Genomic DNA, 25169 nt, shown 5'->3' on the forward strand with positions numbered 1-25169 from the left:
ATCTCGTTGGCCGGGATACTTAGCTGGCCACAAGCCTCAGCTCTTTACGACCAACCCTCGCCCCGGTAATCCAATTGTTCCAATTCATAACCATGATGTAGGTCCCGCTTACCTCCGGATGCAGCAGGATGTCATAGCGTTCGGCCGCACCCATTGACAACATATGGGTGAACAGGTGAGCCTTTGGATCCTCGTGCATGCTCGTAGGTATCGCCACGCCATACTGCGACGCGCTATGCCGGAACGGGCGCCCATCATGGGAAATAAGCTCAGCAATCCGTGCCGGAGATCCATCGGGATGATAGAAGGTCAGCTTGTTGGGCAGGTAATTTCCATCCAACAGGCGCATCAACGTAGGGGCCTTCCCGTTTCCGATTACGTTGACGGGTAGCTCGCTTGGAGCCCAAACAGCACCTTCGCGTTCCCGACGCGAATTGAGCAGCCCACCAGTGATATAGAAGTGCGTTGGTTCGAATCGATTCAGCCCCACATCCTCGCCGGACAGCCCCGCGGCATGTCCCAGCTCGTGCCAGCGCCGGTCAATTGAAAACGGCATAATCAGTGATTCGGTCTCGATATCGTATTCCGGTCCGTCGGCAAAGGCGCGGCGATTTCCGGCGCTCACCGGGAAATCTGCAAGCACTACCGGATCCACAACTAACGGACCGAGCAAACCCATCTGAGCATGCAATGGGGTATTAACATGGCAGTGATAAAAGTAGGTGCCCGCGGCACCGTAGTTAGGATTTCCGGCCCGCCCGGGTTCGGCCTGCCATTGATAGGTGTAGTGGTCATCAATCTCGAAAGAGGTATGCCCTACCCCGTCGTTGCGCGGGTCTGGTTCCATGCCATGCCAGTGGATGGTGTGCGGGCCCATACTCGGCTCGACGTAAGCGTGGAAAATTTCCCCCTCTTTGGGGCGCAGTGTTGGTCCGGGGAAACCTCGCCCGGATTCCTCGGAGTCGAAAACCCACATCCGGAATTCTTCACCATCGGGGAAGCGAAGGTCTCTATTGGAGACGTCCAGAGAAACTGAATAATGCGGATCTTGCCAATGTTCGGTCTCCGGCGTGCCCTGCTGCATCTGGTGGGAAGAAAAATCGGCCTGCGAATCATAGTCGCGTGGCTGCCCGTCGTCATCACCTGATGATCTCGTCGAGGACGGCAACGTAGTGCGAGTCGGTTCCGCCGTGGGCGTGCTAGAGGTCGCGGGCGCTGACGTGCTAGGTGGAACTGAACGCGTAGGTGTAGGCGATGCGGAGGGTCGCGGCGTACTGGAGTGACGTGGCTTCCGATCCTTATCATTTCGCTTTCTCTTGTCCTCACGTTCCCGCTTATCTTTAGCTTCACGCTCTCGCTTAGCTTTGGCCTCCCGCTCGCGCTTGGCCTTGGCTACCCTATCCCGCTTGACTTTGGCTTCGCGCTCGCGCTTAGCTTTGGCCTCACGTTCCCGCTTTGCCCTAGCCTCGCGCTTAGCCTTTTCAGATACCGCAGGACTCTGACTGGTGCCGCGTAGTTCAGTGGTTACGTTTGATTCCCAGAATGGAGTATTCATAGCACTATCCCTCAGTCAATGGTGCTTTGAGTTCCCAGTGAGCAACGAGCCCTCCTGGGTAAAGTCCGCCGGCCGCGGTTTGCGACATTTCGGCATGGCAGTGCATCGGGTAGCCCCAGTCCTCGGTCCGGGCATACCAAACCTTGTCGGTAGCATCTGGCGGACGCTTCATGGGAATCATGCAGTCCTTGCGATCCATAGGAGGCAACTCGACAACGTCTTCCCATTGCTGCAACGCGACATGCCCGTCCTCGTCAACCTTCCCGAATTCTCGGGGCCATTCGACATTATTACGTCGCACGGTCCATAGATGATTTCCATGGAAATGAATCTGGTGATAGGCAATTCCGGCGTTGACCAACCGAACCATTTGACCCGCGCGAATGGTGCCCAGGGTCAGATCCTCACCAAAGTCGCGGATGTCGATTTGCCGCGGATATCCGGAGACCAGAGATTCTTCGTGTGCTGCAAGATTATTTGCTCGATCCGGCGAATGTCCCAGAGCCTCGTAACCGCTTCGGTCATTGAGCATGAAGTAGCGTGGAACCGCCGGATATTTGTCTTGGTCCACCGTGCCGCCGGCCGCTTCGATCCCGGTCCATGTAGTACAAATCGCGTGCGTAATCCATAACCATTGCCGCTCAAATCCAGCCTGCCCCGGCGAGACGCGCCAAGCGTCTTCCGGATCGAGCACCACCAGTGCGCCGAACAGTCCCATGACACGCTGGACCGGAGCATTCGTCGGATCATGGTAGATATAGGTCCCCGGATAAGGCGCGTCGAATTCCAACAGAGCTTCGCCACCAGGTGCTATCGGTCCTGTCCCTAAGTCCACACGGCCGTGTCCCGTCTGCGCGAAGGTTAGCTCGTGAGTTCCAGCCAACCGGTTGAACACCCGAATACGGATCTTGGAGCCAGTTTCCGCGATAATCGTGCGTTGCGGAAAATAGCTGGCCCAATAGTTGCGCCGAATAAAATACTGCCCCGGGTTAGCCGGGTCAGGACCAGCCGGGAGCGGTGTGCCAGCCACGGGCTTCACCGCATCCAGAGGATAGCTACGAGACTCGGTGACAGACCCATCACGGCCAAAAATCTTGGGCACGATACGCAGGGAAGGATTTTTATCCCCCAAATTACTGGGACGATCTCCGAATCCACGTTGGTATACCAATGAGTCGTCGACCATTTTGGTGTAGCCCTCGTTGATGTACAGGTCTAGTACACCGGGGATTGGCTCCACGGCAGCGGGCACAGCACGCGGGGCTCGGATAGACGAAGACGCAACCGCTGGGGCGCTCCGAGCTGCAAGTCCCACAGCTACTCCAAAACCGGTAGCAGCACCTAGTTTCAGCACTTTGGCACGATTTAGTAGATGCTCTTGACTGCTTTCTTGCAGGACTGACGCACGCTCAACGGGTGATGGATATTTCTCAGACATGGCTACTCTCCAGAAAACCGGGACGCCACTTGACCGGCGGCATGGGAACTTCCACGAGATCGCCACCAGGGTTAGCGATATCGTCAAAGAACGCAGTGAAGTTCGTAGAATCCGAAGGCACCAGGAAGCTGATTTTTGCTCGTTCCTCGGTTCCGGGCAGCATAAGCACCGGCGCGAGATCGTTCCATCGATTGACGACTAGCCATGGCTGGCTATTACCGCGAAGGCGCAACTGCCCGGGCGAGAACATTTGCTCCCGTTCGCTTTCATTGAAGACATCGAGCCGCACGAGCACGTGATCGCCGAAAGTCATATTGATCGGCTGTGCAGATCTTCCGCTGACGGCCCCGTGACCGGCATGCGCGCCACCTATATTGGCATCGCCAGGAAGTCGTGATTGCCGTTCGGCCAGAGCAATTCTGATTCGTCCGAAACTAGTGGGAACCGTAATGCTTCCCGGAGGGCCAGCAGCCGAAAACGCTAGCCCGAGCGATGCGATACCACCAGCTCCAAGTACAAACGATGAGCCGAGCGCTATACCAAATGCGCGTCTGGACATTCTCGCTTTGCCGTCATCTTCAACTTCACGCGGTTTTGGATTCACCCCACGAATCCTATGGCGCGCGCCATCAGTTGTCCCCCAAGCGGCAAGCATCCTACACTCCCCCATGCACCGTCTAAGTGTCCGCAAATATCCCCAAGATAAATTCAGACCTCATTTTCTACCTATGACGTAATTATGACCGCCCAACAGTGGACTGTAAAGAAAAATTTTTGCACTCAAAAATTTGATTGCACGATTCAACCAATTATATATTTAATTTCACCTCGAGAATACTATTTAACATTTCAAATTAAACATTTACTACGCGTGACTAGGGAAAATACTCAGAATCGATGATTCAAATACATTCCCGCATCACGCGCAAAATTGTTCCTGTGAAATTCCTCAGCCAGTGATTAATCATCGTGATACAAATTGCCGACTTCACGAAAACATTTACTGTTCACGAAGTGTTCCGCGCCCACAAATAATGAAGGTGGCTTGAGTGATAGTCGATAGAAATAAAGAACCAGCCCGGACGCGTCAGAAGGCGCGCATGATGATAAATTACCGCCACGCTCCCACCGACTTCCATAAGGTAGGACATCAAAGTATATTTGCCAGTGATGCAGGCCACTTTAGAATCGTCGGTACTGAAAGGTTTTAGATGAACGTCACCGAAGAATTTCGCTCCGTCCGTAATCAGCTATTGGAATTGCGCCAAGACTATTCGAAAGCCCGCGAAGAGTTCTCGTGGCCAGAATTCACGCATTTTAACTTCGGCTATGACTGGTTCGATCAGGTAGCCCTTGACCCTCAGCGTGGAGATACCCCTGCACTGATCATCACCGAACTTGATGGCACCTCCACCCGGCGGACCTGGCAAGAACTTTCACAGCGCTCCACACAGTTGGCACGCTGGCTCAGCGACCAAGGCGTCAAGCGCTCCGATTCCATCGCGGTGATGCTCGGCAACCAGGTAGAACTATGGGAGACCATGCTCGCCGGGATCAAGCTCGGAGCCATTCTCGTTCCCTGCACCACGCAACTAACCTCCACAGACCTAGAAGACCGTATTGACCGCGGACATGTCTCATGGATGATTACCAACGAAGCTGAGATTCCAAAGTTTGAGACCGTCCCCGGGGACTACAAGCTCATTCAAATTGGAGGAACTCCCAGCGGCGATAATTTGAACTATGCGGACTCTTTCACCGCACCCACTGAGTTCAAACTCAGCGAACCAACTCGCGCAGATGAAACTCTGCTGCGTTACTTCACCTCCGGGACCACCTCTAAGGCGAAGCTCGTAGAGCATACGCACACTTCCTACCCGGTAGGTCACCTAAGCACCATGTTCTGGATTGGCTTAGAACCAGGAGATGTTCACCTCAACGTTGCCTCCCCTGGCTGGGCCAAGCACGCATGGTCAAATCTCTTTACCCCTTGGAATGCCGAAGCCACGGTGTTCATCTACAACTATGAACGCTTTGATGCCGCCGCTCTGATGAGCCAAATGGCCAAGGAACATGTCACGAGCTTCTGCGCTCCGCCAACAGTTTGGCGGTTACTCATTCAGGCGGATCTCACCTTGCTTAAGACTCCCCCGGGCAAACTAGTATCTGCCGGCGAACCGCTGAACGCCGAAGTCATTGACCAGGTACAGCGAGCATGGGGTCAAGTGATTCGAGACGGATTTGGACAGACAGAAACCACCGTGCAGATTGCCAATCCTCCGGGTGAACGCATCACCATTGGTGCCATGGGACGCCCTATGCCCGGTTATGACATCATTCTTCGAGATCCTGCCTCCGGCGAGGAGGGCGATCTTGGAGAAATCTGTCTGGTGACCACCCCTCGTCCATTGGGTTTGATGAAGGGCTATTTCGAAAACGAAGAAAAGACCGCGGAGGTTTTCCGCGACAACGTTTATCACACCGGCGATATCGCCGAGCGTGATGAGCACGGTGTACTGACCTATGTGGGTCGCGCCGACGATGTGTTCAAATCCAGCGACTATAAGCTCAGCCCGTTCGAACTCGAATCAGTGCTCATTGAGCATCCGGGGGTAGGCGAAGCCGCGGTAGTTCCGGCGCCAGATGAATTACGCCTCAGCGTCCCCAAGGCTTACATCGTTCCAGCCAACGGTTATGAGCCAACCGCAGAGCTAGCCGAAAGTATTTTGACCTATTGTCGAGAGCATCTGGCAGCCTACAAACGCATTCGCCGACTCGAGTTCGCGGACCTTCCTAAGACGATCTCTGGAAAGATTCGCCGCGTAGAACTACGTAAGGCAGAGGAAAAGATTCACAGCACAGGTCAAGTCTCAGGGACCGAGTTCAGAGATACAGATTTTCCCTCGCTACGTGCGAAAAAGGGATAACCCCGGCTCACACGGTTAGAAATGGTTCCCCCGGTGCTGCGCTTAGACGCTGCACCGGGGGAACCATTTTTCTTGATCAGCTCATCGGTTTTTCAGCTGCGCTTTAAGTACCTGGCGTATCCCGCGTGCTAGGTAGTAGCCTGCATCTGAATACCAAAAGAACATGATGGTCCGGCGCCATCCGGTACCCGGTTTACCCGAAGTTTTCATCCAGCGATTGAGCAGGGCTCCCGCCCCGATGACCGCTATAGATGAGGACATCAGCGCTGCAGGACTCCACCCGGTGCGGTACACCAGCTTCATCACTCCTTTGGCTTTAGCCATCTCTTCTTCGAACGCGAGGTCTAGGCCCGCTGGCAGACTGCGCGGCAGCTCGGTGAATTCTACCGCCAGCGGTTCGCCGCGCAGGTAGTCGACCATTTCCTCCGGCAACCCCAGCCCCTTCAGAAAAAGTCGTAGTCCGTCCAGGCTGCGTAGCTTAGCTAAGCGCACGATACCTACGGCCGCCTCGGGCCAGAATCTTTCAAGTTCCAAAAGCTCTTCGGAATCGGCGGCGTACAGTTGCGCGCCGAGCTTGGCTTGGAGCTGGGCAACCTCACTGCCGGTGGCGGCCATGGGTACCGGACGGTCCTCGGTGGGCAGCCAGTATTCAAGAACGTTACTGTCCTGGAATTGGAAGGATTTTGCCGTGGCATGGACACTGAGCTGAATGTATCCTTCGGAGCTCTTCAGCTCGATGGCACGAAGCAGCTTCTGTCCCAGTCTGATTTCAACCGGCTCTCCTTCTCGGACGGCTAGGATCTTATCTTCCGTCTGCCGTACCTTCCATACCCCTGGGTACCCTAGCGAGGACATGACCAATTCGCTGGGCATTAGGTGGGTTCCGGCTACTACTTGCTTCCCTGAGTTTGTTTCTGCTGCATCATCGTCACCGGTAAATTCCACCTCGGTACCAGCCACTACGATGCCATCCAGGCTCAGTGCCTGAGCACCCGCGGCTTCTAGCAACTCTTCAGCCAGTTCCTGAATAGACTGCTCGTGCTTGGCTACTTCGCCGGTCTCGGTTGCCGTGAGCAAGGAGCTTTCCTTGTTGGTGGCTACGTCTACGGGTACATAGGTCAGTTGATCACTTGCCTGCGGTGCCCCTAAGTAACCGATCAGCCCATGGGAATTTAGCGCGTCAAAGACTTTTTGTGCAGCGTCGCTGTCGCGGGAGTGGAACTCAAATCCGAGGGAGACGAGGTCAAACGATTCGGTGCTCATAGTCCACTTTCGCTAGGAATTTATCTACTGCACTCATCCTATGATTTTCAGGCGGGTCGGGAATCGCTCTCAGTGCTCACTCTCGGAACCCATAAGGTGTCGGAAATAGGCATAAAGGAGGAGGTCTCTTTGATCTCACGCAAGCAGTAGGCCTACCGTGACCTCAAATCTCGACAAGCGCTATGAAGCAAGCGAACCGCTACTTGCCTTGCACACCGCTCGGATCGATACTTCGCTGGGTGAACGTATCACCTGCAACACGGGGACTCCCGGTGACTGTTTACAAGGTAATCCTTGGTGATGCGGCTGGAAAATGTGAGCGGGCGGAGCAACTAGTGGAAGGTATTGTTGGCATACCGCCCACCTCGCTTTTCTGGAAGATTCACCAAATCTAACCAAGGAATGCTGAGGATCCACGGTACCGTTCGGGCCCCGCGGTGGGTACCCAATTCAGTGATGCCGAATTTGCTTCGCTGAGCTCAGCGGTTCTCACCCGAGTCCCCATCTTCATGACCAAATTTCTTTGGATCATAAATCGCCGCGATGATAGCTCGTGAACTAGGCATCTTGGCTAAACGCTGCGCACCCGCGACTGGCGAAGCACTAGGAAGATCAAATATGGGGCACCAATCACCGCGGTTGCCACCCCGGCGGGAAGTACCACCTCAAAAAGCCGTGCGGCAGCCAGATCGGCAAGCAATACGAAGATCGCACCAACTAGTGCGCTATGCGCCACCGGCGGAATGGTGGTGCGCGCAATCAATCGGGAGGCATGTCCACTGGCCAGCGCAACAAAGGCCAACGGACCGGCGATGATGGTGGCTGCGATGGCCAGGGCCGTAGCCAGACCCAACACGATGATTCGCTCCCTGCCCAGGTTCATTCCCAGCGCGCGGGCGGTATCTGAGTCCAGGGCCAACACCTCGCGCTGATTACGCAGCCCCGCTGCCGCCGCGATGCCCAGCACAATAAGGATCGGTGCTACTCGCAGATCCGCCCAGGAGATCCCGTTGACCGTTCCGGCCATCCAAGTCAGCGCCTGCTGAGCATTGTGCACCTCACCTAGAGTCAGCATCCACGAAGTCAGGGCGGCGCACAGCCCACTCATGCCCAGACCAACGAGTATCAGACGGTTGCTTTCCAATGAGCTGCGCCAGACTAGGGAGAAAACCAGCGCCGAGACCAGTATCCCACCTAGGGCCGCGGCGATTTCAAGGCCGTAGTCGTGTAGAAACATCGGCAGACCCTGGACTTGGCTGGTCAGCGCCAGCACCGCCACAGCACCGAGCGCCGCACCATTGGTGACCCCGAGGATATCGGGACTGGCCAAGGGATTTCTTGCCACGGTTTGAGTCAACGCTCCAGCCACACCGAAACCCATACCGGCGAGAATCGCGGCTACGCTGCGCGGGAGCCGGAACTCGATGATGGCCAGCGCGGTGCGCTCATCCGGAGCCATGCCGACCAGGCTGGAGACCACGTCACCCAGCGCAATCGGTGTGCCACCAATGGAAATATGCAGGCAGAGCGCCGCCAAGAGCACCAGCAACAGGGACAGTGCCGCGGGCAAGGCACGGCGCCGACTCATACGGACACCGCTTTACGTCGGCGGGCGATATAAATGAAGAACGGTGCGCCCAATAGCGCGATCACCACACCTACTGGTAGTTCGCCCGGGCGGGCCAGCACCCGCCCGAATACATCGGCGACCACTAGGAGCAACGCTCCAATCAGGGCGGAACCCGGAAGCACCCAGCGGTAATCGGCGCCGAAAATCCGCCTAGATATGTGAGGTACCAGCAGTCCCAGGAAGGCGATCGGCCCTGCCAAGGTCACCGCGAGACCGGACAGCGCCACGACCGCGGCGAGCCCGATGCCACGTGCGCGCAGCGCCGTGATTCCCAGGGCGCGAGCCGAGTCCTCCCCGAGGGTCAGGGCGTTCAGCTGCCTGGTATTGGCCATCGCGAGCGCGGTTCCGGCCAGTAGAAGTGGCCAAAGCACCAGGAAGGAATCGTAGCCTTGCACCACGGACCCCACCTGCCAGAAGCGCAGGGTTTCCAACGCCGCCTCGCTGAGCAGCACGATAGCCGAAACTACCCCGGCGCACAGTGCGGTGACGGCCGCGCCGACAAGCACCAAGGTAATCGGCGAAGCGCCGCGGCCATCCACACGTCCGATGCCGAAGACGATGAGCGCAGCGATCAGCGCACCACCCAAGGCAAGCAGGGCCTGGGACCATGGCTCCAGCGGCCCGGAAAAGATCGCCACGGAAACGATTGCCAGCGCAGCGCCCTGGTTGATGCCCAACAGCCCTGGCTCCGCGATCGGATTGCGGGTATGGCCCTGGATCAGCGTGCCGGCCATCCCTAGGGCCATGCCGGCCGCCGACGCGGTCACGGTACGTGGCCAGCGGATCTCACGGATGGCGATGTCGCTGACTCGGTCATCGGGGCTAAGCAACGCGTGCCGCAGCTCGGCCAGCGTCGAGGTGCTGCTGCCGATCCATAGGCTGAGCATCACCACCGCAAGCACGCTGATTGCGAGAACCAGCAGGCTGGCCGCGCTTTTTCTGCTTCGTGAATTAACTGGATGTCCTTTGTGCGTCACGGATTGTTGCCTGTGCAGGCCAGTTCCGTGCTAATGTACGTTTCGCAGATTGAGCTTACCCTAACCTAAGCTTGATAATCCAAAATAGATCACGATCGAATAATTCATTCCCTTCACCGAAAGCACTCGCATGCAGACAACTCGTTTTATCGGACTCTCCGCGGCCCTAGCTGCGGCCGCGCTGGCCCTGACTTCCTGCGCAGGTACGCCCACTGCCGAAACCTCAGATTCGAACGGCACTGACTCGACGGCAGGCTACCCGGTGACCATCGAACATTTCCGCGGGAAAACAGAACTCGCTGAACGCCCGCTGCGCGTGGCCGCGCTGGACCCGTCCTACGTTGATGCCACCATGCTGCTAGGGGCCGAGCTGGTCGCCTACACCGAATACCGCAAGTCCGGAAACCCCTTCCCCGAATACCTCGGCGATGTCACCGAGTTGACCGATGAGGCGGTGAACGTGGGCACCACCACCGAACCGGATTTGGAAAAGCTACTCGCCGCCGCACCGGATGTCATCATCTCCGCCGATGTCCGCCAAGGCGCGATGTATGACCAGTTGAGCAAGATCGCCCCAACCATTTTCTCCGAGTCCACCGGACCGACCTGGAAAGAAAATGTTGTATTGCTAGGCGAGGCCCTGGGCAAGCAGAGCGAAGCCGAGAAGGCAGTCTCCGACTATGAGTCGCGTGCCGCGGCCGTAGGCGAGGAAATTCTGGCCAAGGCTCCGCAGACCACCTATTCACTAGTGCGCTTTGCCGGCGAAGACACCGCACGACTCTATGCGACGGATTCATTCATCGGCGAGATCATGGTCGACATGAACATCCCCCGCCCGAAGGATGCCCCGGACACGACCGAGTCGATCTTCGTTCCACTGGCTCCCGAGGAAATCCTGAAGGCAGACGCTGAGGTCATTTTCCAATCCACATGGGCGCCGGAAGGCGCTGAGGGCGATGCTTCGCGAAGCCAGGAGAAGAAGTTCACCTCAAACCCGTTGTGGAAGAAGCTCACCGGCGAGGTCATGCCGGTAGACGATTCAATCTTCTTGTCTTCGGTTTCCTTGCAGGGTGCCAATGAAGTGATCACCCAGGTTGCCGAGCAATTCGAAGTTGATCCGCAACTGCCTTAACGGCCGGCGATTTAAGCGATCGAGCCCCCATCCGGCGTCTAACGCTGCGGACAGGGGCTCGATCGGCATCAACTACCGATGCCGGTGTTGACTAATGTAGATAGTTTTTACTTAGCTGACTTGCGAACCGGATCACTCACGGTCTCTGCATGCTTCAGCTTCTTCTCTGCACGCTTTTCCTTGATGGACTTGCCAGGTTTCTTCGCGTCGCTTTTGCGTGGTGACTTGTTCGACATAATGTGCCGTCCTTGCCGGAAATGCTCAGCACTTCCAAAAGTGGGGAGAGTACCCCTTGAGGTCTACCTTAGGCTAGCTCTGAAAAATTCTCCATAGTTCGGCCACTGGCGCAATATGTGAACCGAACTTCAAAGACAGCAATCGACACTGCGCTACTCCCCGTACCTAGTGCCGGTTATATCTACAGCTGCACTTCACCGTTAACGCAGCTCATGACGTTCCCGCCAACCCAAATGATGTCGTCTTCAACGTCTATATGCACCCGACCCTCGTACCCGATAGCAGTGCCTTGCGCGGCAATGTAGTGCTGACCGGCAATCTGGGAATCAATCATCCACCGCGCTAACCCGGCATTGAGGCTACCGGTCACTGGGTCCTCCCACACCGGGTCCCCGCCGATGAATGCACGTACCTCGAAGTTCGCATCATGCCCGTGCTCATGCGGACCGACTACTCCAACCGCGAGTGACTCCAGATCCGCAGGGTCCGGGTTTAATGCCAGTACTTCTTGCGCGCTAGATAATCTAACGCCAATCCATTGCGGCCCGTTGACAAGCCACGAGCTGTCAATGATGTTCTCCCGGGCTATGCCTAAGGCCTGAGCAATCTGCTGAACCAACGACTCATCAATGGGTTCATAGCGGATCAAAGGTGGTGCTGCGAACGCAAGGCGCTCCCCTTGAACGAGTACTTCAACGAGCCCTGCACCGCATTCTTGAACGATCCTGCCCTCAGTTTTAGGCACTCCGTCCGCATTGAGCCATGCGAAGGCGCTTCCCAAGGTTGGGTGCCCCGCGAAAGGAAGTTCCTGGGAAGCGGTGAAAATCCGCACCCGATAATCGGCCACAGGATTTGTTGGCGGAAGTAGAAAAGTGGTTTCTGACAGGTTTGTCCATTTTGCGAAGCGCTGCATCTCTTCGTCGCTTAGCCCGTCCGCACCATGGACAACGGCCAGCGGGTTACCGCGATACGGCGTGGGTGAAAAGACGTCAACTTCGCTGTACTTGCGCAAGATCATGACGCCACATTAGCAGTCGCTGGGCGGGTGATTTCAGAAACAAGCCCTCAACAATAAGCTTCGGTAGAAGCTGCGCCTCACGGATCGTCACGAACTCGATCACCGTTGAAACTTTGTTTACATTGTGAGCTGTAACTCATAAGCTGAGTTACTGTAATGTGGCGGTCGTCACTACTTCTCGCACTCCCCTAAGAACGGATCAAGCATGTCTGATACCGCGATACTGATCAATACGGCGGTGGCAGTACTGGCAGCAGTACTGCTGATCGTGAGATTCAAGGTGAACCCCGTCATTGCCTTGATCATTGGCTCTATTTATCTGGGACTATCCACCGGCTTGGGAGTTACCAAGACCATCGAAACTATTACCCAGGGTTTCGGCGACATCATGGTCGAGGTGGGGCTGCTCGTGGCCTTCGGCGTGCTGATGGGTTCAATTCTCAATGAGACGGGGGCAATCAGCCGGCTCGTCGAACACCTACTGAAAACCTTCGGTCCCAAACGCTTGCCGTACACGATGGCGCTTGCGGTGAGTACTGCACTACAAACCATCTTCTTGGACGTGCTGTTGGTCATCTCAGCTCCGCTGGCGCGTCGCATCGCTCCCAAGATCGGGCAGCACGGCACCGCTCGCATCGCGACCGCTATGGCCATCGCCGGCGAAGTTGGAATTGTGCTGATGGTCCCTGGCGTCGGTGCTGTAGCGCTAGCCGGACTGCTCGGCGTGCCATTTGGCAAGATGATGATCTTCGGGTTTCTCATCGTGGTTCCTACGGTATTAATCTCCGTCGCCATCATGTCCTTCTTCTTCAGCCGCGGCTTCTGGAAAGCCGACAGTGATGAGCAATTGGTCCTCGGCGATGAGAGTGGAACCGGCGCACGGAAGTTAGACGTCGCTGGTCAAGAGGAAGAAATCAGCACCACTACCGGCTCAAACGGCACCGCGCCGGCAGTCGTTAGCGTACAGACGCAGCAGCAACGCGAAACGCCACTCTTTCTCCTCTTTGTTCCGTTGTTGACTTCGCTAGTGCTGATCGCAGGTGGCGCCGTGTCCGAGATGCTGGGCTACGAAGCAGGCTGGATCCTGCTCGTCGGTAATCCAGTCGTCGCCTTGCTCATCGGTCTGATTGGGACCATCTTGGTTGCGCGTTCTGCCGTAGGACAGAAGGGCGTAGACCGCGGCATCGCCAGCGGATTCAAAGAAAGTGGGCAGATTCTGCTGCTCACCGGTGTCGGCGGTTCACTAGCAGCCACCGTATCCACTGCAGGACTCGGTGACATTCTCGGCGGGTTCTTCTCGGCCAGCACCGTCGCCCCGTTGGTCGTTGTCTGGGGCATTGCTGCCTTGCTACACATTGCAGTTGGCTCCGTTACCCTCTCTGGGATCACGGCGGCCGGCCTACTTGCTCCAATTGCCCCAACGCTGGGAATTGACCCGGTGTTGATCGCACTGGCTGCCGGGTCCGGAGCGTTGTTCATGGTCCATGTCACTTCAAACACTTTCTGGTTATTGCAGTCATTGTTCGGGCAGACAGTACGAGGGGCTTTGAAGACCGTCAGCATCGGAGTCTCGGTAGCGTCCATCGTGGCCCTGGGCATGGTCATGATCCTTAACATCTTTATCTAGTGCCAGAGCATAAGGAAGAACAAATCATGGAAGAAGAACAAATCGCTCCGCTTCGCGGCGTGCGGGTCCTTGAACTGGGAAACTACATTGCTGCACCGACCGCAGGACGGCTCTTTGCCGATTTTGGTGCCGAGGTCATCAAAATCGAGCGCCCTGGCACCGGAGACGAACTGCGCAATTGGAGACTAAAAAAGGGTAGCGTCTCCATGCTCTACCGAACTATCAACCGCAATAAAAAGTCAGTCGTTTTGGACCTACGTAGCGAAGCCGGCCGAACGGCGGTACTCGCACTCGTCAAGGAGTGCGACATCCTGCTGGAAAACTTCCGACCCGGAACTCTGGAAAAGTGGGGGTTGGGTCCCGAAGTACTCAACGCTGCCAACCCTGAGCTGATTATTACCCGAATTTCGGCATTCGGCCAGACCGGGCCAATGTCTCAGCGTCCAGGATTCGCCGCCGTTGCCGAAGCGTTCAGTGGATTCCGCAACCTAGTGGGAGACCCCGACCGCGCACCGGTGCGGGTAGGCGTATCTATCGGAGATTCAATTGCCGGTTTGTACGCTGCCTTTGGCGCCGTGATGGCACTCTACCAACGGGAGATTGCACGCGGAGATAAAGCGACTCTGGCGCTAAATCATAGAATTATTGATGTCGCACTGCACGAGGCAATGTTTTCCATGATGGAGTCATTGGTACCTGACCACGGCGCCTACGGTGAATCGCGTACCCGAACCGGTGGACGCATGGAAGGCATCGCTCCATCAAATGCGTACGTCTGCGCGGATGGCACCAGCATTGTTGTCGCCGGCAATGGCGACGCCATCTACCGACGCTACATGGAGGCTATAGGTCGCCCAGAACTGGGAATAGATCCGAATCTGCACAGTAATGCTCAACGCTGGGAAGCCCGCGAAATGCTGGACGCAGCAATCGGAGCATGGAGCGCCACACATACCTCATCCGACGCATTGGAAATTCTTGATGCTGCAGGAGTTCCTGCAGGTCCGATATATACAGCTGAAGATATCGTCAACGAGCCGCAATACACGGCCCGCAACATGATTCAGAAATTTGATGTGTCCACCGGTGAGGAAATATTAGAAAACGTCGGATTCCCGGGAATCGTTCCGGTTATCGGTGGCGCCTCACTGCCCATCAAGTCTCTGGGCCCCGATCTTGGCGAACACACCGAGCAGGTTCTTGGCGAATTACTCGGGATGAATAAATCTGAAATTGATGCGGCCACTTCATCTGAAAGGACACTCTCATGAGCTACTCATTTACCCCTGTTGCCACCCTGCGAGACGTCACCTTGCGTGATGGATTGCAACTCACAGGAAAGATGCTTTCCACCGAAACTAAGATCCGCACCGTACGCGAATTGATTCGACTCGGCGTCGCGGAAATAGAACTTGGTTCGATGGCACGAGCCGACTTGGTGCCGACGATGGCCAACACACTTGAGGTTGCTCAGGGACTCACTCCAGAAGAATTAGAACGGTGCTGGATCTGGGTCGCGACTCCGGGGCATGTCGCCAAGGCTGTCAAAGCAGGGATCCGGAATTTCCAATATTGCCTTTCGGTTTCCGACGCGCATAACCAGGCGAACATTGGACGCAGTACCGAAGCCAGTCTGGAGGCCCTCCCCGAAGCTGTTCGTTACGCGCAAGAAGCCGGGGGCAGAGTCCAGCTGTGTCTTGCCACGTCTTTTACGTGCCCTTTTGAAGGCCAAGTTTCTCCGGAGCGGGTAATAGAAATTGCCAATGATCCGCGTGCGGAAGGCACCTGCGACATCGTCATCTGCGACACCCTGGGCCAAGCCGTACCAGCACAGGTTTCCTCGCTCATTTCGCAAGTACGCGACACTTCGCCAACACGACGCATCGTCTTTCATGGTCACGACACGTGGGGCTTGGGGGTTGCCAATACCTTGGCTGCTATCTCGGCCGGAGCCACCTTGGTTGATGGTGCTCTCGGCGGTCTAGGTGGCTGCCCGTTTGCCCCGGGCGCCAGCGGCAATACCTCCAGCGAAGATATCCTTTTTGCGACTCAGCCAAGCTGGCTGACACCGAGCAACTTTGCCGGTCTTGTTGAGCTTTCAGCATCCTTGCTCGGTGAGCTGGGCGAACCGAACCGTTCGAAGTCTGCGCAGGGCGCCCGTTCTAAGGCAGAAGCTTTCGAATGGGTTATCCCCGCCGAAAAGGTCTCCTAATACGAGCCAAACTTTTGAGGTCGGGACGGATACCTTTCAGAAAGGCATTTGGACAGATAACTAGCTAAGGCTAGAGTTACGCGGCTGGTCTGTGGGTTTCGCCTGGGAAACGTCCACCGATCAGTCGCGTCATCCGTTCTGCGGTTTCCAGTAATGGCTCAATCCAGCTTTCGCAGACCTCGCGGGTCATACGCATTGTGGGTCCGCTGATTGTCACCGCGGCAACTAGCCCGGCCGCCGAGTCGAACACGGGCGCAGAGAGCCCTGACGCGCCGCTTTCACGCTCCCCTGTGGTGATGGCAAATCCATCGGCGCGGGTTTGGTCTACAGCGGACTTGAGTTCTGCCATTCCGGTAATCGTGGATTCAGTGAGCGATTCTAAGGATGAATCAACCAAGCTCTGCATTAGTCCGGGTTTCCACGCCAAGAGCACTCGCCCAGCCGATCCGGCATGTAATGGGGCCAATGCGCCTAGGTGCATTTCGCGCCTCAGCGCATGGCGAGTTTCAGCAATCCCCACGCACACTCGGTACTGCTGTTCGGCACGGAACAGACAGGTAGTTTCGCCAGTGAAATCACGAAGTTCTGGCAACGAAGGACTGATGACATCGAGCACTTCTTTACCTCGTGTGGCCGGCGCGGCCCAGTAGGCCATTTTCATACCGATTCGGTACCCGTCACCGTCGCGATCCAGAAAATCCTGTTCAACAAGGTTCGCCACAAGGCGTTGCACTGTGGAGACGGGAAGCTGGGTGGTCTGTCGAATATCCGACAGGGTCATTACTGGCTGTCTCAGTGAAAAGGAATCCAATATGGCGCTGATTTTTCCCAGCACCAGTAGTGGATTCTGTTTTTTTGCAGTGGTCTCAGCCTTGGACATGCTTCAGACGCTAGACCATCAGCTCGCGCCAGTCCAGCCACGCGAAAGCAACACTATCCGTGTCTTGTGCGTCGGCTGCTTTTTGCCACCAATCCCAGCTCTGGTCCCACAGAAACCAGCCTTAAAATACCGGCGCCGGCAGATGAAACCATCCGATGTTTCATACCGTACTTTCATGCCTCATTTTCAACGAGGTACGGGTACTTAGTTTTCTGCGCTGGGCTGCCAAACCTCAAACACTGCAAGTCCTCCTTCAGCTGCTCTTCGAGTAAAAGCAAAAACCGCGCCTTGAGAACTGTTTCCAGCTCTCAAGACGCGGTCGGCGGTCACTGTTGTGGCAGTAAGCTTTCTACTTACCCAGGTACTTTTCAAAACCTGCGGGCAGGTTCAAGCTCGAAGGATCAAAGTCCTCCTGAGCGCCCTGACCGAAAGCGGCTCCGGCAGGTGCGGTAGTCTTCTTGTTCTTCGCCTCAAGCTCGGCCTGTGCGGCCTTAGCTGGGTTACCGAACTTCTGCTGCTGCTTCTTGCCCTTGCCCTTGGCTTTCGCCTTACGCGCGGCACCCTTACCGGAGCCTGGCATACCTGGCATGCCGCCACCGGCAGCCATCTTCTTCATCATCTTCTGCGCTTCGGTGAAGCGTTCAAGCATCTGGTTAACCTCGGAGACGGCTACACCGGAACCCTTGGCGATACGCGCACGGCGCGAACCGTTAATGATCTTTGGTGCCACACGCTCGTGCTGGGTCATCGAACGAACGATGGCCTCAACGCGGTCAATCTGACGCTCGTCGAACTGTTCGAGCTGCTGACGGGAGATCTGCGAACCGGGCATCATGCCCAGCAGCTTCTTCATGGAGCCCATCTTCTTGATCTGGGCCATCTGGGCGAGGAAGTCGTCCAGGGTGAAGTCTTCTTGGTCAGCGAACTTCTTCGCCATCCGCTCGGCTTCGCCCTTATCCCAGTTCTTCTCAGCCTGTTCGATGAGCGTCATGACGTCGCCCATGTCCAGGATGCGTGAAGCCATACGGTCCGGGTGGAAGATCTCGAAGTCTTCTAAGTTCTCACCGGTGGAGGCGAACATGACCGGCTTGCCGGTAATCGAAGCTACCGACAGGGCGGCGCCACCACGAGCGTCGCCATCCAGCTTGGAGAGGACTACACCGGTGAAGTTGACGCCCTCTTGGAAGGCCAGTGCGGTGTTGACCGCGTCCTGACCGATCATTGCATCAATAACGAAGAGGACTTCATCCGGGTTGATGGCGGCGCGAATGTTCGCGGCCTGATTCATCATCTCGGTGTCCACACCAAGGCGGCCGGCGGTATCCACTATGACAATGTCATGGAGCTTGGCCTTGGCCTCGGCGATACCGTCACGGGCTACGGAGACCGGGTCACCGGTAGCGGTATCAAATTCTGAGGAGACGCCCGGGTGCGGTGCGTAGACGGGAACGCCAGCGCGCTCACCGTTGATCTGTAGCTGCTTGACGGCATTCGGGCGCTGCAGGTCACAGGCCACCAGCAAAGGGGTGTGGCCTTCGGCCTTCAGGTGCTTTGCGAGCTTACCGGCAAGAGTGGTTTTACCAGCACCCTGCAGACCGGCGAGCATGATCACCGTAGGAGGGTTCTTGGCCAGGTTTAGTCGGCGGGTTTCCCCACCAAGGATGCCAACGAGTTCCTCGTTGACGATCTTGACTACCTGTTGGCCCGGGTTCAGCGACTCGGAAACTTCCAGTCCCAGTGCGCGTTCTTTCACCTGGGCTACGAAGGCGCGAACCACCGGTACTGCGACGTCGGCATCCAGCAGGGCGCGACGAATCTCGCGGGCTGTACCGTCAATGTCTGCCTCGGTGAGGCGACCCTTGCCACGCAGGTTCTTGAAGGTAGCTGTCAGGCGATCGGAAAGTGAATTAAACACGTGCCGGGCACTTCTTTCGATAGGTCGTATGGTGCGTATCAAAAAACCGCACAGGACTCGACTTATAAGAATATCAACAATCGGGCCAGCGACTAACCGCTCCCACACCAACACCTGGATTTTCTTCGAAGATCACTGTGCTTTGGAACTCGATTCCAAAGCAAACTGGGAATACCGGCATGTCTCTCAGTCGCCGGCGTTGTGCGTGCCACAATAAAAATGCCAGAGCTGCAAACCCACAACTTTGCTCTGAGGAAAAGCCCCCTAACCACGGCAGGAGGAGTCAGTGACAAGTATGTTGCAGCGCGGCGAGCAGGCCTTCGCTTGGGGGCTCGATTACCTCTATGCCGGTGCCTGGCAGTTGCGGGCATTATTCCCCGCTAGGTTTGCAAAGCAGTCAGCTACAAATGCTGAGGTTCAGACGGAACACATTGTTCTCATTCCTGGCATCTGGGAAAGCTGGAAGTTCATGCTTCCACTAGCCCGGTATTTACATCAGGCAGGACATTCGGTGCACGTGGTACCGATCTTGGGCTACAACCGCGGGACCGTACCGGAGATGTCTGAAGTCGTCGCGAAGTTTCTGGCCGAGGCGGACCTGCACGAAGCAGTGCTCGTAGCGCACAGCAAAGGTGGGCTCATTGGTAAACACTTGATGGCGGCCTCGACACAGGGTTATCGAGTCAGCCGGATGATCGCCATTAGCACCCCATTTTCTGGATCAGGTTATGCCCGCTATGCGCCGATTCGCAGTTTGCGTGCCTTATCCCCGAACGACACCGGTGTGCTAAAACTGGCTGCGAACTTGAGCGTAAATGCGCGGATCATTTCCATCTTCAGCCGCTTTGATCCACATATTCCCGGCGGTTGCGAGCTCGCTGGTGCCACTAATATCAAGCTCGAAACCATGGGCCACTTCCGTTTGCTCAACGATGAGCGTCTCAAGAATGCAGTTCGCAAGCACCTTAGCTCGGCTAGCTCCGCGTAGAGCTCCCGCAATCTTCGTACATCCAGCTCTGGACGGTTTGGATAAAACTGGCTCATCCTGACGTTGATGGATGCAAATAACTGCGACGAGTCAGTTCCGTAGGCGTTGGCAGATCGCCAAGCGCGTCAGGGCGTGGATTGGCGTGGATTAAGGTAGTTCCGAAGCATCCATCGCAGCGTCTCCCCTATCTTGATTAGCACCGGATTTGCTCCGCTCAAGGCGTTTCCACCGTGCCAGCCCGAGAACTTAGAAAGCCTGGATCTTCTAAGTCTCAATACGAACAGCACTGTCCGTCTTGGCAACCAAGAAGTTGAAGCCTTTCATGTTGTGGCCTCGTACCTCATTGAGCTTCACCTTCAGCCGGATTGTTCGAGAGACAAATTACGCACGAGGTCCATCATCAAGGTTCACCAATATCTGTTGTTAATGACCAGCTACCGAAAACCTGAGGCTTATGCCTCCTTACGAAGTGAAGAGCACCGCAGACATGCGAAGTGCACGTTTCCCGAACGTTCTCCGTGAGTCTTGCCAATACCTTGAGACCTGCTAGTACCTGTCCTAGCGTGATAGATCCGAGCAGTTCCACGGACCGAGCAGGAGGATCTCTGATGACTACACACGAATCCGATTCCCAAAGCAACGAAGCGCAGCTTTCACTGGATAATCCGGTAACCCGCCATCCGAAGATTTCACCACCAAAACAGGATCAGCCGGAGCCAGGGCTTGACGCACAACTCGAACCGATCGCAGACCATGGGGAGACCAGCTACGTCGGGACCGGTAGGCTCAAGGGCCGCAAGGCGCTAATCACCGGAGGCGATTCAGGTATCGGCGCCGCAGTGGCCATCGCCTTTGCCCGTGAGGGAGCCGATGTCGCCATCGCCTATCTTCCAGCCGAGGCGGAAGATGCTGCGAAGATCATTTCCTTGATTGAAGCCGAGGGCCGTGTAGCTGTCGGCTTACCCGGAGATCTGCTTGAGGTAAATTATCGCCAAACACTGGCCGATGTGGCAGCCGAAAAACTCGGTGGACTAGACATCTTGGTCAACAACGCGGGCAAGCAAATTGCAGTTGAGAAAATAGAAGAGCTGAGCGATGAGCAGGTTCTTGAAACCTTCCAGATCAATATTCTGGCGATGTTCACCATCACTCGGGCTGCGCTGAAGCATTTTCCCGATGGCGCCAGCATCATCAACACGACCTCGGTTCAGGCCTATGATCCTTCGCCGACGTTGTTGGACTATGCCTCTACCAAGGCCGCTATCAATGCTTTTACCAAGGGATTGGCTGTTCAGTTGGCTCCGCGCGGTATCCGCGTCAACGGTGTTGCTCCAGGCCCTATCTGGACACCCCTACAAGTATCCGATGGTCAGCCAAAAGATAAGTTGCCTAAATTCGGACACGACGTGCCGCTGGGCCGCGCCGGTCAACCGGTAGAGCTAGCACCTGCCTACGTCTTTCTCGCCTCAGCCGAATCTAGTTATGTGGTGGGCGAAACCCTGAACGTCAACGGCGGCAAATCCACCCCATAGGGACCGCCGAAGCTAAAGCACCAGCCACAATATCCAGATCAGCTAGCTGCAAAGGATGAACTTGATGACAGAGCATGACCACCCGAACTCTCCGAATACTGCACCACCCACCGAAGACGCCGGTGCGAGCTCCAACCCAGACCCGGTCAACCAAAAAATTACCGGGTTGGAACCCGGTGGCGGCGTTCCACCCGGAGAAACTCCGCCCGGTGAAGGTTCCATGAGCCAAGATCAGGGACATGACGAATAATCAGCCGGTGATCTCGCGCAATGGATAATACCGAAACCCCCGCCATGTCGAACTCCGCCATCACCGGTTGGCTCAATGCACTGTCACTATCAGACGGGGCTCCAGGCGGAGGGGCCGCCTCCGGGATCATGCTGGCGATAGCGGCCTCGCTAACCTCCATGGTGTGCGGATACACCTCCACCGAAGATCAGGAGCAGCAAGTCTCACTGTCATTAATTGATTCCCGGGCTCAGGAGCTTAAAGACAAAGCGCTAAAACTCGGTGACCAAGATGCTGCGGTTACTAACGCTTTCGGTGCAGCGTTTCGCATGGAGCCAAGTTCAGAAAGGCAACGAGCCATCGAAGATGCCTCAATTCAGGCGGCTAAAGCTTCGGCCGCATTGGGTGATTTGGCTATCACCGCAATCACCGATCTGGCATGGCTTGCCGAATATGGCAACCCGGCACTGATCGCAGACGTTGCCGTGGGACTGGGTGCTCTGCGCGCCGCAGTCACAGGTGCCCGCACCAACGTCAGCTTCGACCTATCCAAAGTGGCAACCGATCATACTGGCCTAGCCGAGGTACGCGGTGCGCATCCTCAACTTTGGCAAATGGTTCGGCAACTCACTGACGCGCAACAAGAAATCGATCGGATTACCGCTGGAATCGATCATCGAGCTGCCCCGACCGATGACCGGTAAAAGCATGTGGCTGATACACCGGCTAGCCAAATCCGTAACCCGAGGGGCAGGCGCTAGTTTGCACATGGCACCACTTTTCAAGATCAAACGCAGCAACTCTCAATTTAGAATCCACCGACCTTAGGAATTGATTCGCATGTCAACGGATAGCTTAAAAGCACTCATCCTTGTTTGCACCTTGTCACCTTCTCCTAAAAAGTCCAGCAGTGACTTGCTGGCACAGCAGGTAGGGCAGAAGTTCTCGGAACTGGACGTCCAACCCGAGATTCTGCGGGTTGTGGATTTTAACGTCATGCCCGGTGTGCTCAAAGATATGGGTGGGGGCGATGAATGGCCCGGAATCCGAGCAAAAATCCTAGCCGCGGACATTCTGGTGCTGGCCACTCCGATCTGGGTGGGCCACCCTTCGAGTGTGGCCCAACGGGTGCTAGAACGCCTGGATGCAGAGCTGTCAGAAACAGATAGTCAAGGGCGCCCGATTCTTTTCGACAAGGTCGCAATGGTGGCGGTAGTTGGTAATGAAGATGGTGCGCACCATGTGATCGCTGACTTGTCTCAAGGGTTAGGCGAAGTCGGCTTCAGCATTCCCGCGCAGGGCTCCACCTATTGGGTTGGTGAGGCGATGCACTCCACCGATTTTCAGGATCTCAAGCAGACGCCCGAGGTCACCGCCAACGCTACGGATATTTCGACGCGCAACAGCACACACTTAGCCACATTGCTCAAATCTAAGCCATTCCCGAGTTCGTAGCCGCAAGCCCGGCCGGGCTCCCAGAAATATGGGAATAACCCGGTAATCGAGGCCTTTCATTGGAAATGTTCGGCAACCAACATAGCGTACGAACCACCAGCCAGTCGGAAGCTGAACCCACTAAGCGAAGGAACATCGTGATGTCGCACCACACCATCGATCCGGGAAAACTGCACAGATACCTCAGTCAGCATCTGTTGGGCTCAGAATCCGGCCTAAATCATTTTGAAGCCGCGAAAGACACCTGGGCTGGAACCGCGCATGAAGAGCGGTTTAACTCATTGTGGAAGCAAGTCGAGAAAGATCAACAGGATCTGGAATCGCTCATGGATCGTTTAGGTTTTAGCCGTGGGCCGCTGGCGCAAGTTGCTGCCCCGGTGGCGAAACTTGCCGGGATGGTGAACCCGTTTAACCCCTTTAGGCAGCGCAAGATCTCCGCAGCGCAGGTTCAGCTTGATGTGCTCACCGGGCTGCTCAATGCCAAGTTGCGCATGTGGCAGACGCTGCAATTGATGCTTGATGCAGAACCCCAACTGGACCGGGGGCTCCTAGAAGATTTGGAGCAACGCGCACTGTCCCAGATTAATCAATTGGTAATGCTCAGCGATGAAACCTGGCAAGACCGCTTCGCGCCCGAGCCGACGGAGGGCAGTTCTGGTGACGGCAAATGACGCGTAAAGCGAATATCGTTGGCGCCGGACCCAACGGGCTGATCGCGGCGGCGGTACTTGCCGAACAAGGCTTTGAGGTGAAGGTCTTTGAGCGCAATGCGATACCCGGAGGTGCTGCTGTTTCAGGCACCACCTTGGGTGATGACGTCGTGGTGGATCTGGGTGCTGCTGCCCATCCTTTCGCCTTTGGATCCCCCGCCTTCGCGCACTTCAATCTGACCGGGCAGGGTCTAGAGTGGAAATTTCATGACTACCCGCTGGCCCACCCGTTAGATGGCGCCGATTCGGTGCTCCTGCATCAAGACCTGAACGAGACCGTCAAACAATTCCCTCAGGACTCACGAGTCTGGCAGGCACTTCACGGGCCACTTATTCGGCGCCCACACGACACACTGGATAATGTGACCAGTCCGCTGCTGGGCATTCCACCACACCCGGTGCTCATGGCGCGCTTCGGATTGCTCTCTCTACCGCCAGCGAGGTTACTTGTCGCCACAGCCTTTCGTACACGGGAGGCGAAGGCCTTGTTTGCCGGCTCCAGCGCCCACTCCATGTTGCCGCTGGAGCATCCCTTTACCTCCGGTTTTGGCGCGCTCTTCGGTGCTTTGGGCCAGTCTTGGGGCTGGCCGGTGGCTCGTGGCGGGACCGGCAGCATCATCAATGCCTTACTGAAGGTCCTCGGGGCGCTGGGCGTGCAAATTCATACCGACACTCACATCACGGATTTGTCCCAGCTCCCGCCGGCAGAATTGACCATCTTAGACGTCACCCCGCGCCAATTACTGGCAATGGCTGGATCCCGATTGTCTCCGCGCTACCGAAAACAACTGGAACGTTGGCGCTATGGCACGGCGGTGTACAAAGTTGATTACCTGCTTGATGGCCCGGTGCCGTGGAGTGACCCACGCACGGCGAATGCGGGTACGGTTCACGTGGTCGGTGATGCTTCCGAACTTGCCTACGCGGAACGTGAGGTAACCGCCGGGCGTATGCCGCAACGCCCCTTCGTAATGGTGGTTCAGCCTTCTTCTGCAGATGCTTCGCGGGCCCCTGCAGGGCAGCATGTGATCTGGTCTTATGCGCATGTGCCGCAAGGCTATACCGGGGCTGCGGGAGAGCTGATCGATGCGCAAATTCAACGCTTCGCTCCGGGATTCAAGGACCGGATCCTGCGCCGAGTGGAAACCAGTCCGGCGCAGCTAGAAGACTGGAATCCGAACCTAGTGGGTGGAGATATTGGTGGTGGGTCTTTGAGTGGTCTGCAGCAGTTTTTGCGTCCCACCGCTTCGCTATCGCCATACAGCTTCGGTGTGCCGGGGCTGTATCTGTGTTCATCTTCCACCCCGCCCGGCGGCGGCGTGCATGGCATGGCCGGCTGGAATGCTGCGCACCAAGCGATTAAAGACATGACGCGAAGCTGAGAGAATTCCGAGAACCAGCTTGAGTAACCGATCTGTCATTAGACATTGTCCTAGGCTGTGTT

The 25169-nt window shown here is 56.4% G+C and carries 22 protein-coding genes; 12 read left to right on the top strand and 10 right to left on the bottom strand.

All coding sequences use genetic code 11. The features are described 5' to 3' along the window. Positions 1-19: 19 nt before the first annotated feature. Genes CQ011_RS18015 through CQ011_RS02985 form a run of 3 tightly spaced genes read right to left on the bottom strand, consistent with a single transcriptional unit; the run spans position 20 to position 3597 of the window. The gene (locus CQ011_RS18015) at positions 20-1555 is read right to left on the bottom strand and encodes a multicopper oxidase domain-containing protein (protein WP_286161064.1); all 1536 of its coding nucleotides are present in this window, start codon (positions 1553-1555) and stop codon (positions 20-22) included. Positions 1556-1559: 4 nt separating this feature from the next. Then, positions 1560-2993 carry a multicopper oxidase domain-containing protein gene (locus CQ011_RS02980; protein WP_105674460.1) on the bottom strand — a complete coding sequence of 478 codons (1434 nt, stop codon included), beginning with the start codon at positions 2991-2993 and terminating at the stop codon, positions 1560-1562. Further along, positions 2986-3597, bottom strand: coding sequence for a hypothetical protein (locus CQ011_RS02985; RefSeq protein WP_105674462.1), 612 nt, complete (start codon positions 3595-3597; stop codon positions 2986-2988). The genes CQ011_RS02980 and CQ011_RS02985 overlap by 8 nt, the downstream gene beginning before the upstream one ends. A gap of 607 nt (positions 3598-4204) precedes the next feature. On the opposite strand from CQ011_RS02985, the gene CQ011_RS02990 reads away from it, so the two are divergent. Next, entirely contained in the window at positions 4205-5920 is a 1716-nt protein-coding gene (locus tag CQ011_RS02990) for an AMP-binding protein (protein WP_105674464.1), read from the top strand. 81 nt (positions 5921-6001) lie between these two features. Here the strand turns inward: CQ011_RS02990 and CQ011_RS02995 are convergent, their stop codons facing one another. From CQ011_RS02995 to CQ011_RS03005, 3 genes are all read right to left on the bottom strand, one after another. Then, positions 6002-7183, bottom strand: coding sequence for a hypothetical protein (locus CQ011_RS02995; RefSeq protein WP_105674466.1), 1182 nt, complete (start codon positions 7181-7183; stop codon positions 6002-6004). A gap of 571 nt (positions 7184-7754) precedes the next feature. Next, positions 7755-8771, bottom strand: coding sequence for a FecCD family ABC transporter permease (locus CQ011_RS03000; protein ID WP_105674468.1), 1017 nt, complete (start codon positions 8769-8771; stop codon positions 7755-7757). Beyond that, positions 8768-9790 carry a FecCD family ABC transporter permease gene (locus CQ011_RS03005; protein ID WP_286161065.1) on the bottom strand — a complete coding sequence of 341 codons (1023 nt, stop codon included), beginning with the start codon at positions 9788-9790 and terminating at the stop codon, positions 8768-8770. The genes CQ011_RS03000 and CQ011_RS03005 overlap by 4 nt, the downstream gene beginning before the upstream one ends. A gap of 130 nt (positions 9791-9920) precedes the next feature. On the opposite strand from CQ011_RS03005, the gene CQ011_RS03010 reads away from it, so the two are divergent. After that, a complete protein-coding gene (locus CQ011_RS03010; protein ID WP_105674470.1) occupies positions 9921-10922 on the top strand; it encodes an ABC transporter substrate-binding protein in 1002 nt (333 codons plus the stop codon). 107 nt (positions 10923-11029) lie between these two features. On the opposite strand, the gene CQ011_RS18020 is transcribed toward CQ011_RS03010, so the two are convergent. Both CQ011_RS18020 and CQ011_RS03015 read right to left on the bottom strand, forming a co-directional pair. Continuing rightward, on the bottom strand, positions 11030-11158 hold the full coding sequence (locus tag CQ011_RS18020) for a hypothetical protein (RefSeq protein WP_286161066.1): 129 nt from the start codon (positions 11156-11158) through the stop codon (positions 11030-11032). Between the two features lie 182 nt (positions 11159-11340). Next, positions 11341-12177 (bottom strand): PhzF family phenazine biosynthesis protein, encoded by an 837-nt coding sequence (locus CQ011_RS03015; RefSeq protein ID WP_105674472.1) that lies wholly within the window; start codon positions 12175-12177, stop codon positions 11341-11343. A gap of 205 nt (positions 12178-12382) precedes the next feature. Between CQ011_RS03015 and CQ011_RS03020 the strand changes: the two genes are divergently transcribed. Genes CQ011_RS03020 through CQ011_RS03030 form a run of 3 tightly spaced genes read left to right on the top strand, consistent with a single transcriptional unit; the run spans position 12383 to position 16016 of the window. Continuing rightward, positions 12383-13804, top strand: a complete 1422-nt coding sequence (locus CQ011_RS03020; protein WP_105674474.1) for a GntP family permease — start codon at positions 12383-12385, stop codon at positions 13802-13804. 26 nt (positions 13805-13830) lie between these two features. Continuing rightward, positions 13831-15075 (top strand): CaiB/BaiF CoA transferase family protein, encoded by a 1245-nt coding sequence (locus CQ011_RS03025; RefSeq protein WP_105674476.1) that lies wholly within the window; start codon positions 13831-13833, stop codon positions 15073-15075. Next, the gene (locus tag CQ011_RS03030) at positions 15072-16016 is read left to right on the top strand and encodes a hydroxymethylglutaryl-CoA lyase-like TIM-barrel protein (protein ID WP_105674478.1); all 945 of its coding nucleotides are present in this window, start codon (positions 15072-15074) and stop codon (positions 16014-16016) included. The genes CQ011_RS03025 and CQ011_RS03030 overlap by 4 nt, the downstream gene beginning before the upstream one ends. Before the next feature lie 76 nt (positions 16017-16092). Here CQ011_RS03030 and CQ011_RS03035 read toward each other — a convergent pair whose 3' ends face one another. After that, entirely contained in the window at positions 16093-16896 is an 804-nt protein-coding gene (locus CQ011_RS03035; protein WP_105674480.1) for an IclR family transcriptional regulator, read from the bottom strand. Positions 16897-17245: 349 nt separating this feature from the next. Beyond that, positions 17246-18811 carry a signal recognition particle protein gene (gene ffh / locus CQ011_RS03040; protein WP_105674482.1) on the bottom strand — a complete coding sequence of 522 codons (1566 nt, stop codon included), beginning with the start codon at positions 18809-18811 and terminating at the stop codon, positions 17246-17248. 295 nt (positions 18812-19106) lie between these two features. Here ffh and CQ011_RS03045 point away from each other — a divergent pair, with 295 nt between their 5' ends. The 7 genes from CQ011_RS03045 to CQ011_RS03075 all read left to right on the top strand — a co-directional run bounded on the left by CQ011_RS03045 (position 19107) and on the right by CQ011_RS03075 (position 25107). Next, positions 19107-19799: an esterase/lipase family protein gene (locus tag CQ011_RS03045; RefSeq protein WP_105674484.1), complete on the top strand. Its 693-nt coding sequence runs from the start codon at positions 19107-19109 to the stop codon at positions 19797-19799. A gap of 608 nt (positions 19800-20407) precedes the next feature. Continuing rightward, entirely contained in the window at positions 20408-21331 is a 924-nt protein-coding gene (locus CQ011_RS03050) for an SDR family oxidoreductase (protein WP_105674486.1), read from the top strand. A gap of 64 nt (positions 21332-21395) precedes the next feature. Continuing rightward, on the top strand, positions 21396-21581 hold the full coding sequence (locus CQ011_RS03055) for a DUF6480 family protein (protein WP_105674488.1): 186 nt from the start codon (positions 21396-21398) through the stop codon (positions 21579-21581). A 20-nt stretch (positions 21582-21601) separates the two neighbouring features. After that, positions 21602-22264: a cyclodeaminase/cyclohydrolase family protein gene (locus CQ011_RS03060; RefSeq protein ID WP_105674490.1), complete on the top strand. Its 663-nt coding sequence runs from the start codon at positions 21602-21604 to the stop codon at positions 22262-22264. Positions 22265-22400: 136 nt separating this feature from the next. Then, positions 22401-23015 carry a flavodoxin family protein gene (locus CQ011_RS03065; protein ID WP_105674492.1) on the top strand — a complete coding sequence of 205 codons (615 nt, stop codon included), beginning with the start codon at positions 22401-22403 and terminating at the stop codon, positions 23013-23015. A gap of 140 nt (positions 23016-23155) precedes the next feature. Continuing rightward, positions 23156-23686, top strand: a complete 531-nt coding sequence (locus CQ011_RS03070) for a hypothetical protein (RefSeq protein WP_105674493.1) — start codon at positions 23156-23158, stop codon at positions 23684-23686. Next, complete coding sequence (locus CQ011_RS03075) at positions 23683-25107, top strand: phytoene desaturase family protein (RefSeq protein WP_105674494.1); 1425 nt, start codon at positions 23683-23685, stop codon at positions 25105-25107. Before CQ011_RS03070 ends, CQ011_RS03075 begins: the two co-directional genes overlap by 4 nt. The last annotated feature ends 62 nt before the right edge of the window (positions 25108-25169 follow it).

It is taken from the genome of Arthrobacter sp. MYb213 (assembly GCF_002979915.1).
Taxonomy (GTDB): Bacteria; Actinomycetota; Actinomycetes; order Actinomycetales; family Micrococcaceae; genus Glutamicibacter.

Coding starts and splice junctions, on each gene's coding strand:
- CQ011_RS03065 (WP_105674492.1), top strand. CDS start 22,401: ATGTCAACGGATAGCTTAAAAGCACTCATCCTTGTTTGCACCTTGTCA.
- CQ011_RS03015 (WP_105674472.1), bottom strand. CDS start 12,177: ATGATCTTGCGCAAGTACAGCGAAGTTGACGTCTTTTCACCCACGCCG.
- CQ011_RS02990 (WP_105674464.1), top strand. CDS start 4,205: ATGAACGTCACCGAAGAATTTCGCTCCGTCCGTAATCAGCTATTGGAA.
- CQ011_RS03045 (WP_105674484.1), top strand. CDS start 19,107: ATGTTGCAGCGCGGCGAGCAGGCCTTCGCTTGGGGGCTCGATTACCTC.
- CQ011_RS03010 (WP_105674470.1), top strand. CDS start 9,921: ATGCAGACAACTCGTTTTATCGGACTCTCCGCGGCCCTAGCTGCGGCC.
- CQ011_RS03060 (WP_105674490.1), top strand. CDS start 21,602: ATGGATAATACCGAAACCCCCGCCATGTCGAACTCCGCCATCACCGGT.
- CQ011_RS03025 (WP_105674476.1), top strand. CDS start 13,831: ATGGAAGAAGAACAAATCGCTCCGCTTCGCGGCGTGCGGGTCCTTGAA.
- CQ011_RS03075 (WP_105674494.1), top strand. CDS start 23,683: ATGACGCGTAAAGCGAATATCGTTGGCGCCGGACCCAACGGGCTGATC.
- CQ011_RS03050 (WP_105674486.1), top strand. CDS start 20,408: ATGACTACACACGAATCCGATTCCCAAAGCAACGAAGCGCAGCTTTCA.
- CQ011_RS18020 (WP_286161066.1), bottom strand. CDS start 11,158: ATGTCGAACAAGTCACCACGCAAAAGCGACGCGAAGAAACCTGGCAAG.
- CQ011_RS03035 (WP_105674480.1), bottom strand. CDS start 16,896: ATGTCCAAGGCTGAGACCACTGCAAAAAAACAGAATCCACTACTGGTG.
- CQ011_RS03030 (WP_105674478.1), top strand. CDS start 15,072: ATGAGCTACTCATTTACCCCTGTTGCCACCCTGCGAGACGTCACCTTG.
- CQ011_RS03070 (WP_105674493.1), top strand. CDS start 23,156: ATGTCGCACCACACCATCGATCCGGGAAAACTGCACAGATACCTCAGT.
- CQ011_RS02995 (WP_105674466.1), bottom strand. CDS start 7,183: ATGAGCACCGAATCGTTTGACCTCGTCTCCCTCGGATTTGAGTTCCAC.
- CQ011_RS03055 (WP_105674488.1), top strand. CDS start 21,396: ATGACAGAGCATGACCACCCGAACTCTCCGAATACTGCACCACCCACC.
- CQ011_RS02980 (WP_105674460.1), bottom strand. CDS start 2,993: ATGTCTGAGAAATATCCATCACCCGTTGAGCGTGCGTCAGTCCTGCAA.
- CQ011_RS03000 (WP_105674468.1), bottom strand. CDS start 8,771: ATGAGTCGGCGCCGTGCCTTGCCCGCGGCACTGTCCCTGTTGCTGGTG.
- CQ011_RS18015 (WP_286161064.1), bottom strand. CDS start 1,555: ATGAATACTCCATTCTGGGAATCAAACGTAACCACTGAACTACGCGGC.
- CQ011_RS03020 (WP_105674474.1), top strand. CDS start 12,383: ATGTCTGATACCGCGATACTGATCAATACGGCGGTGGCAGTACTGGCA.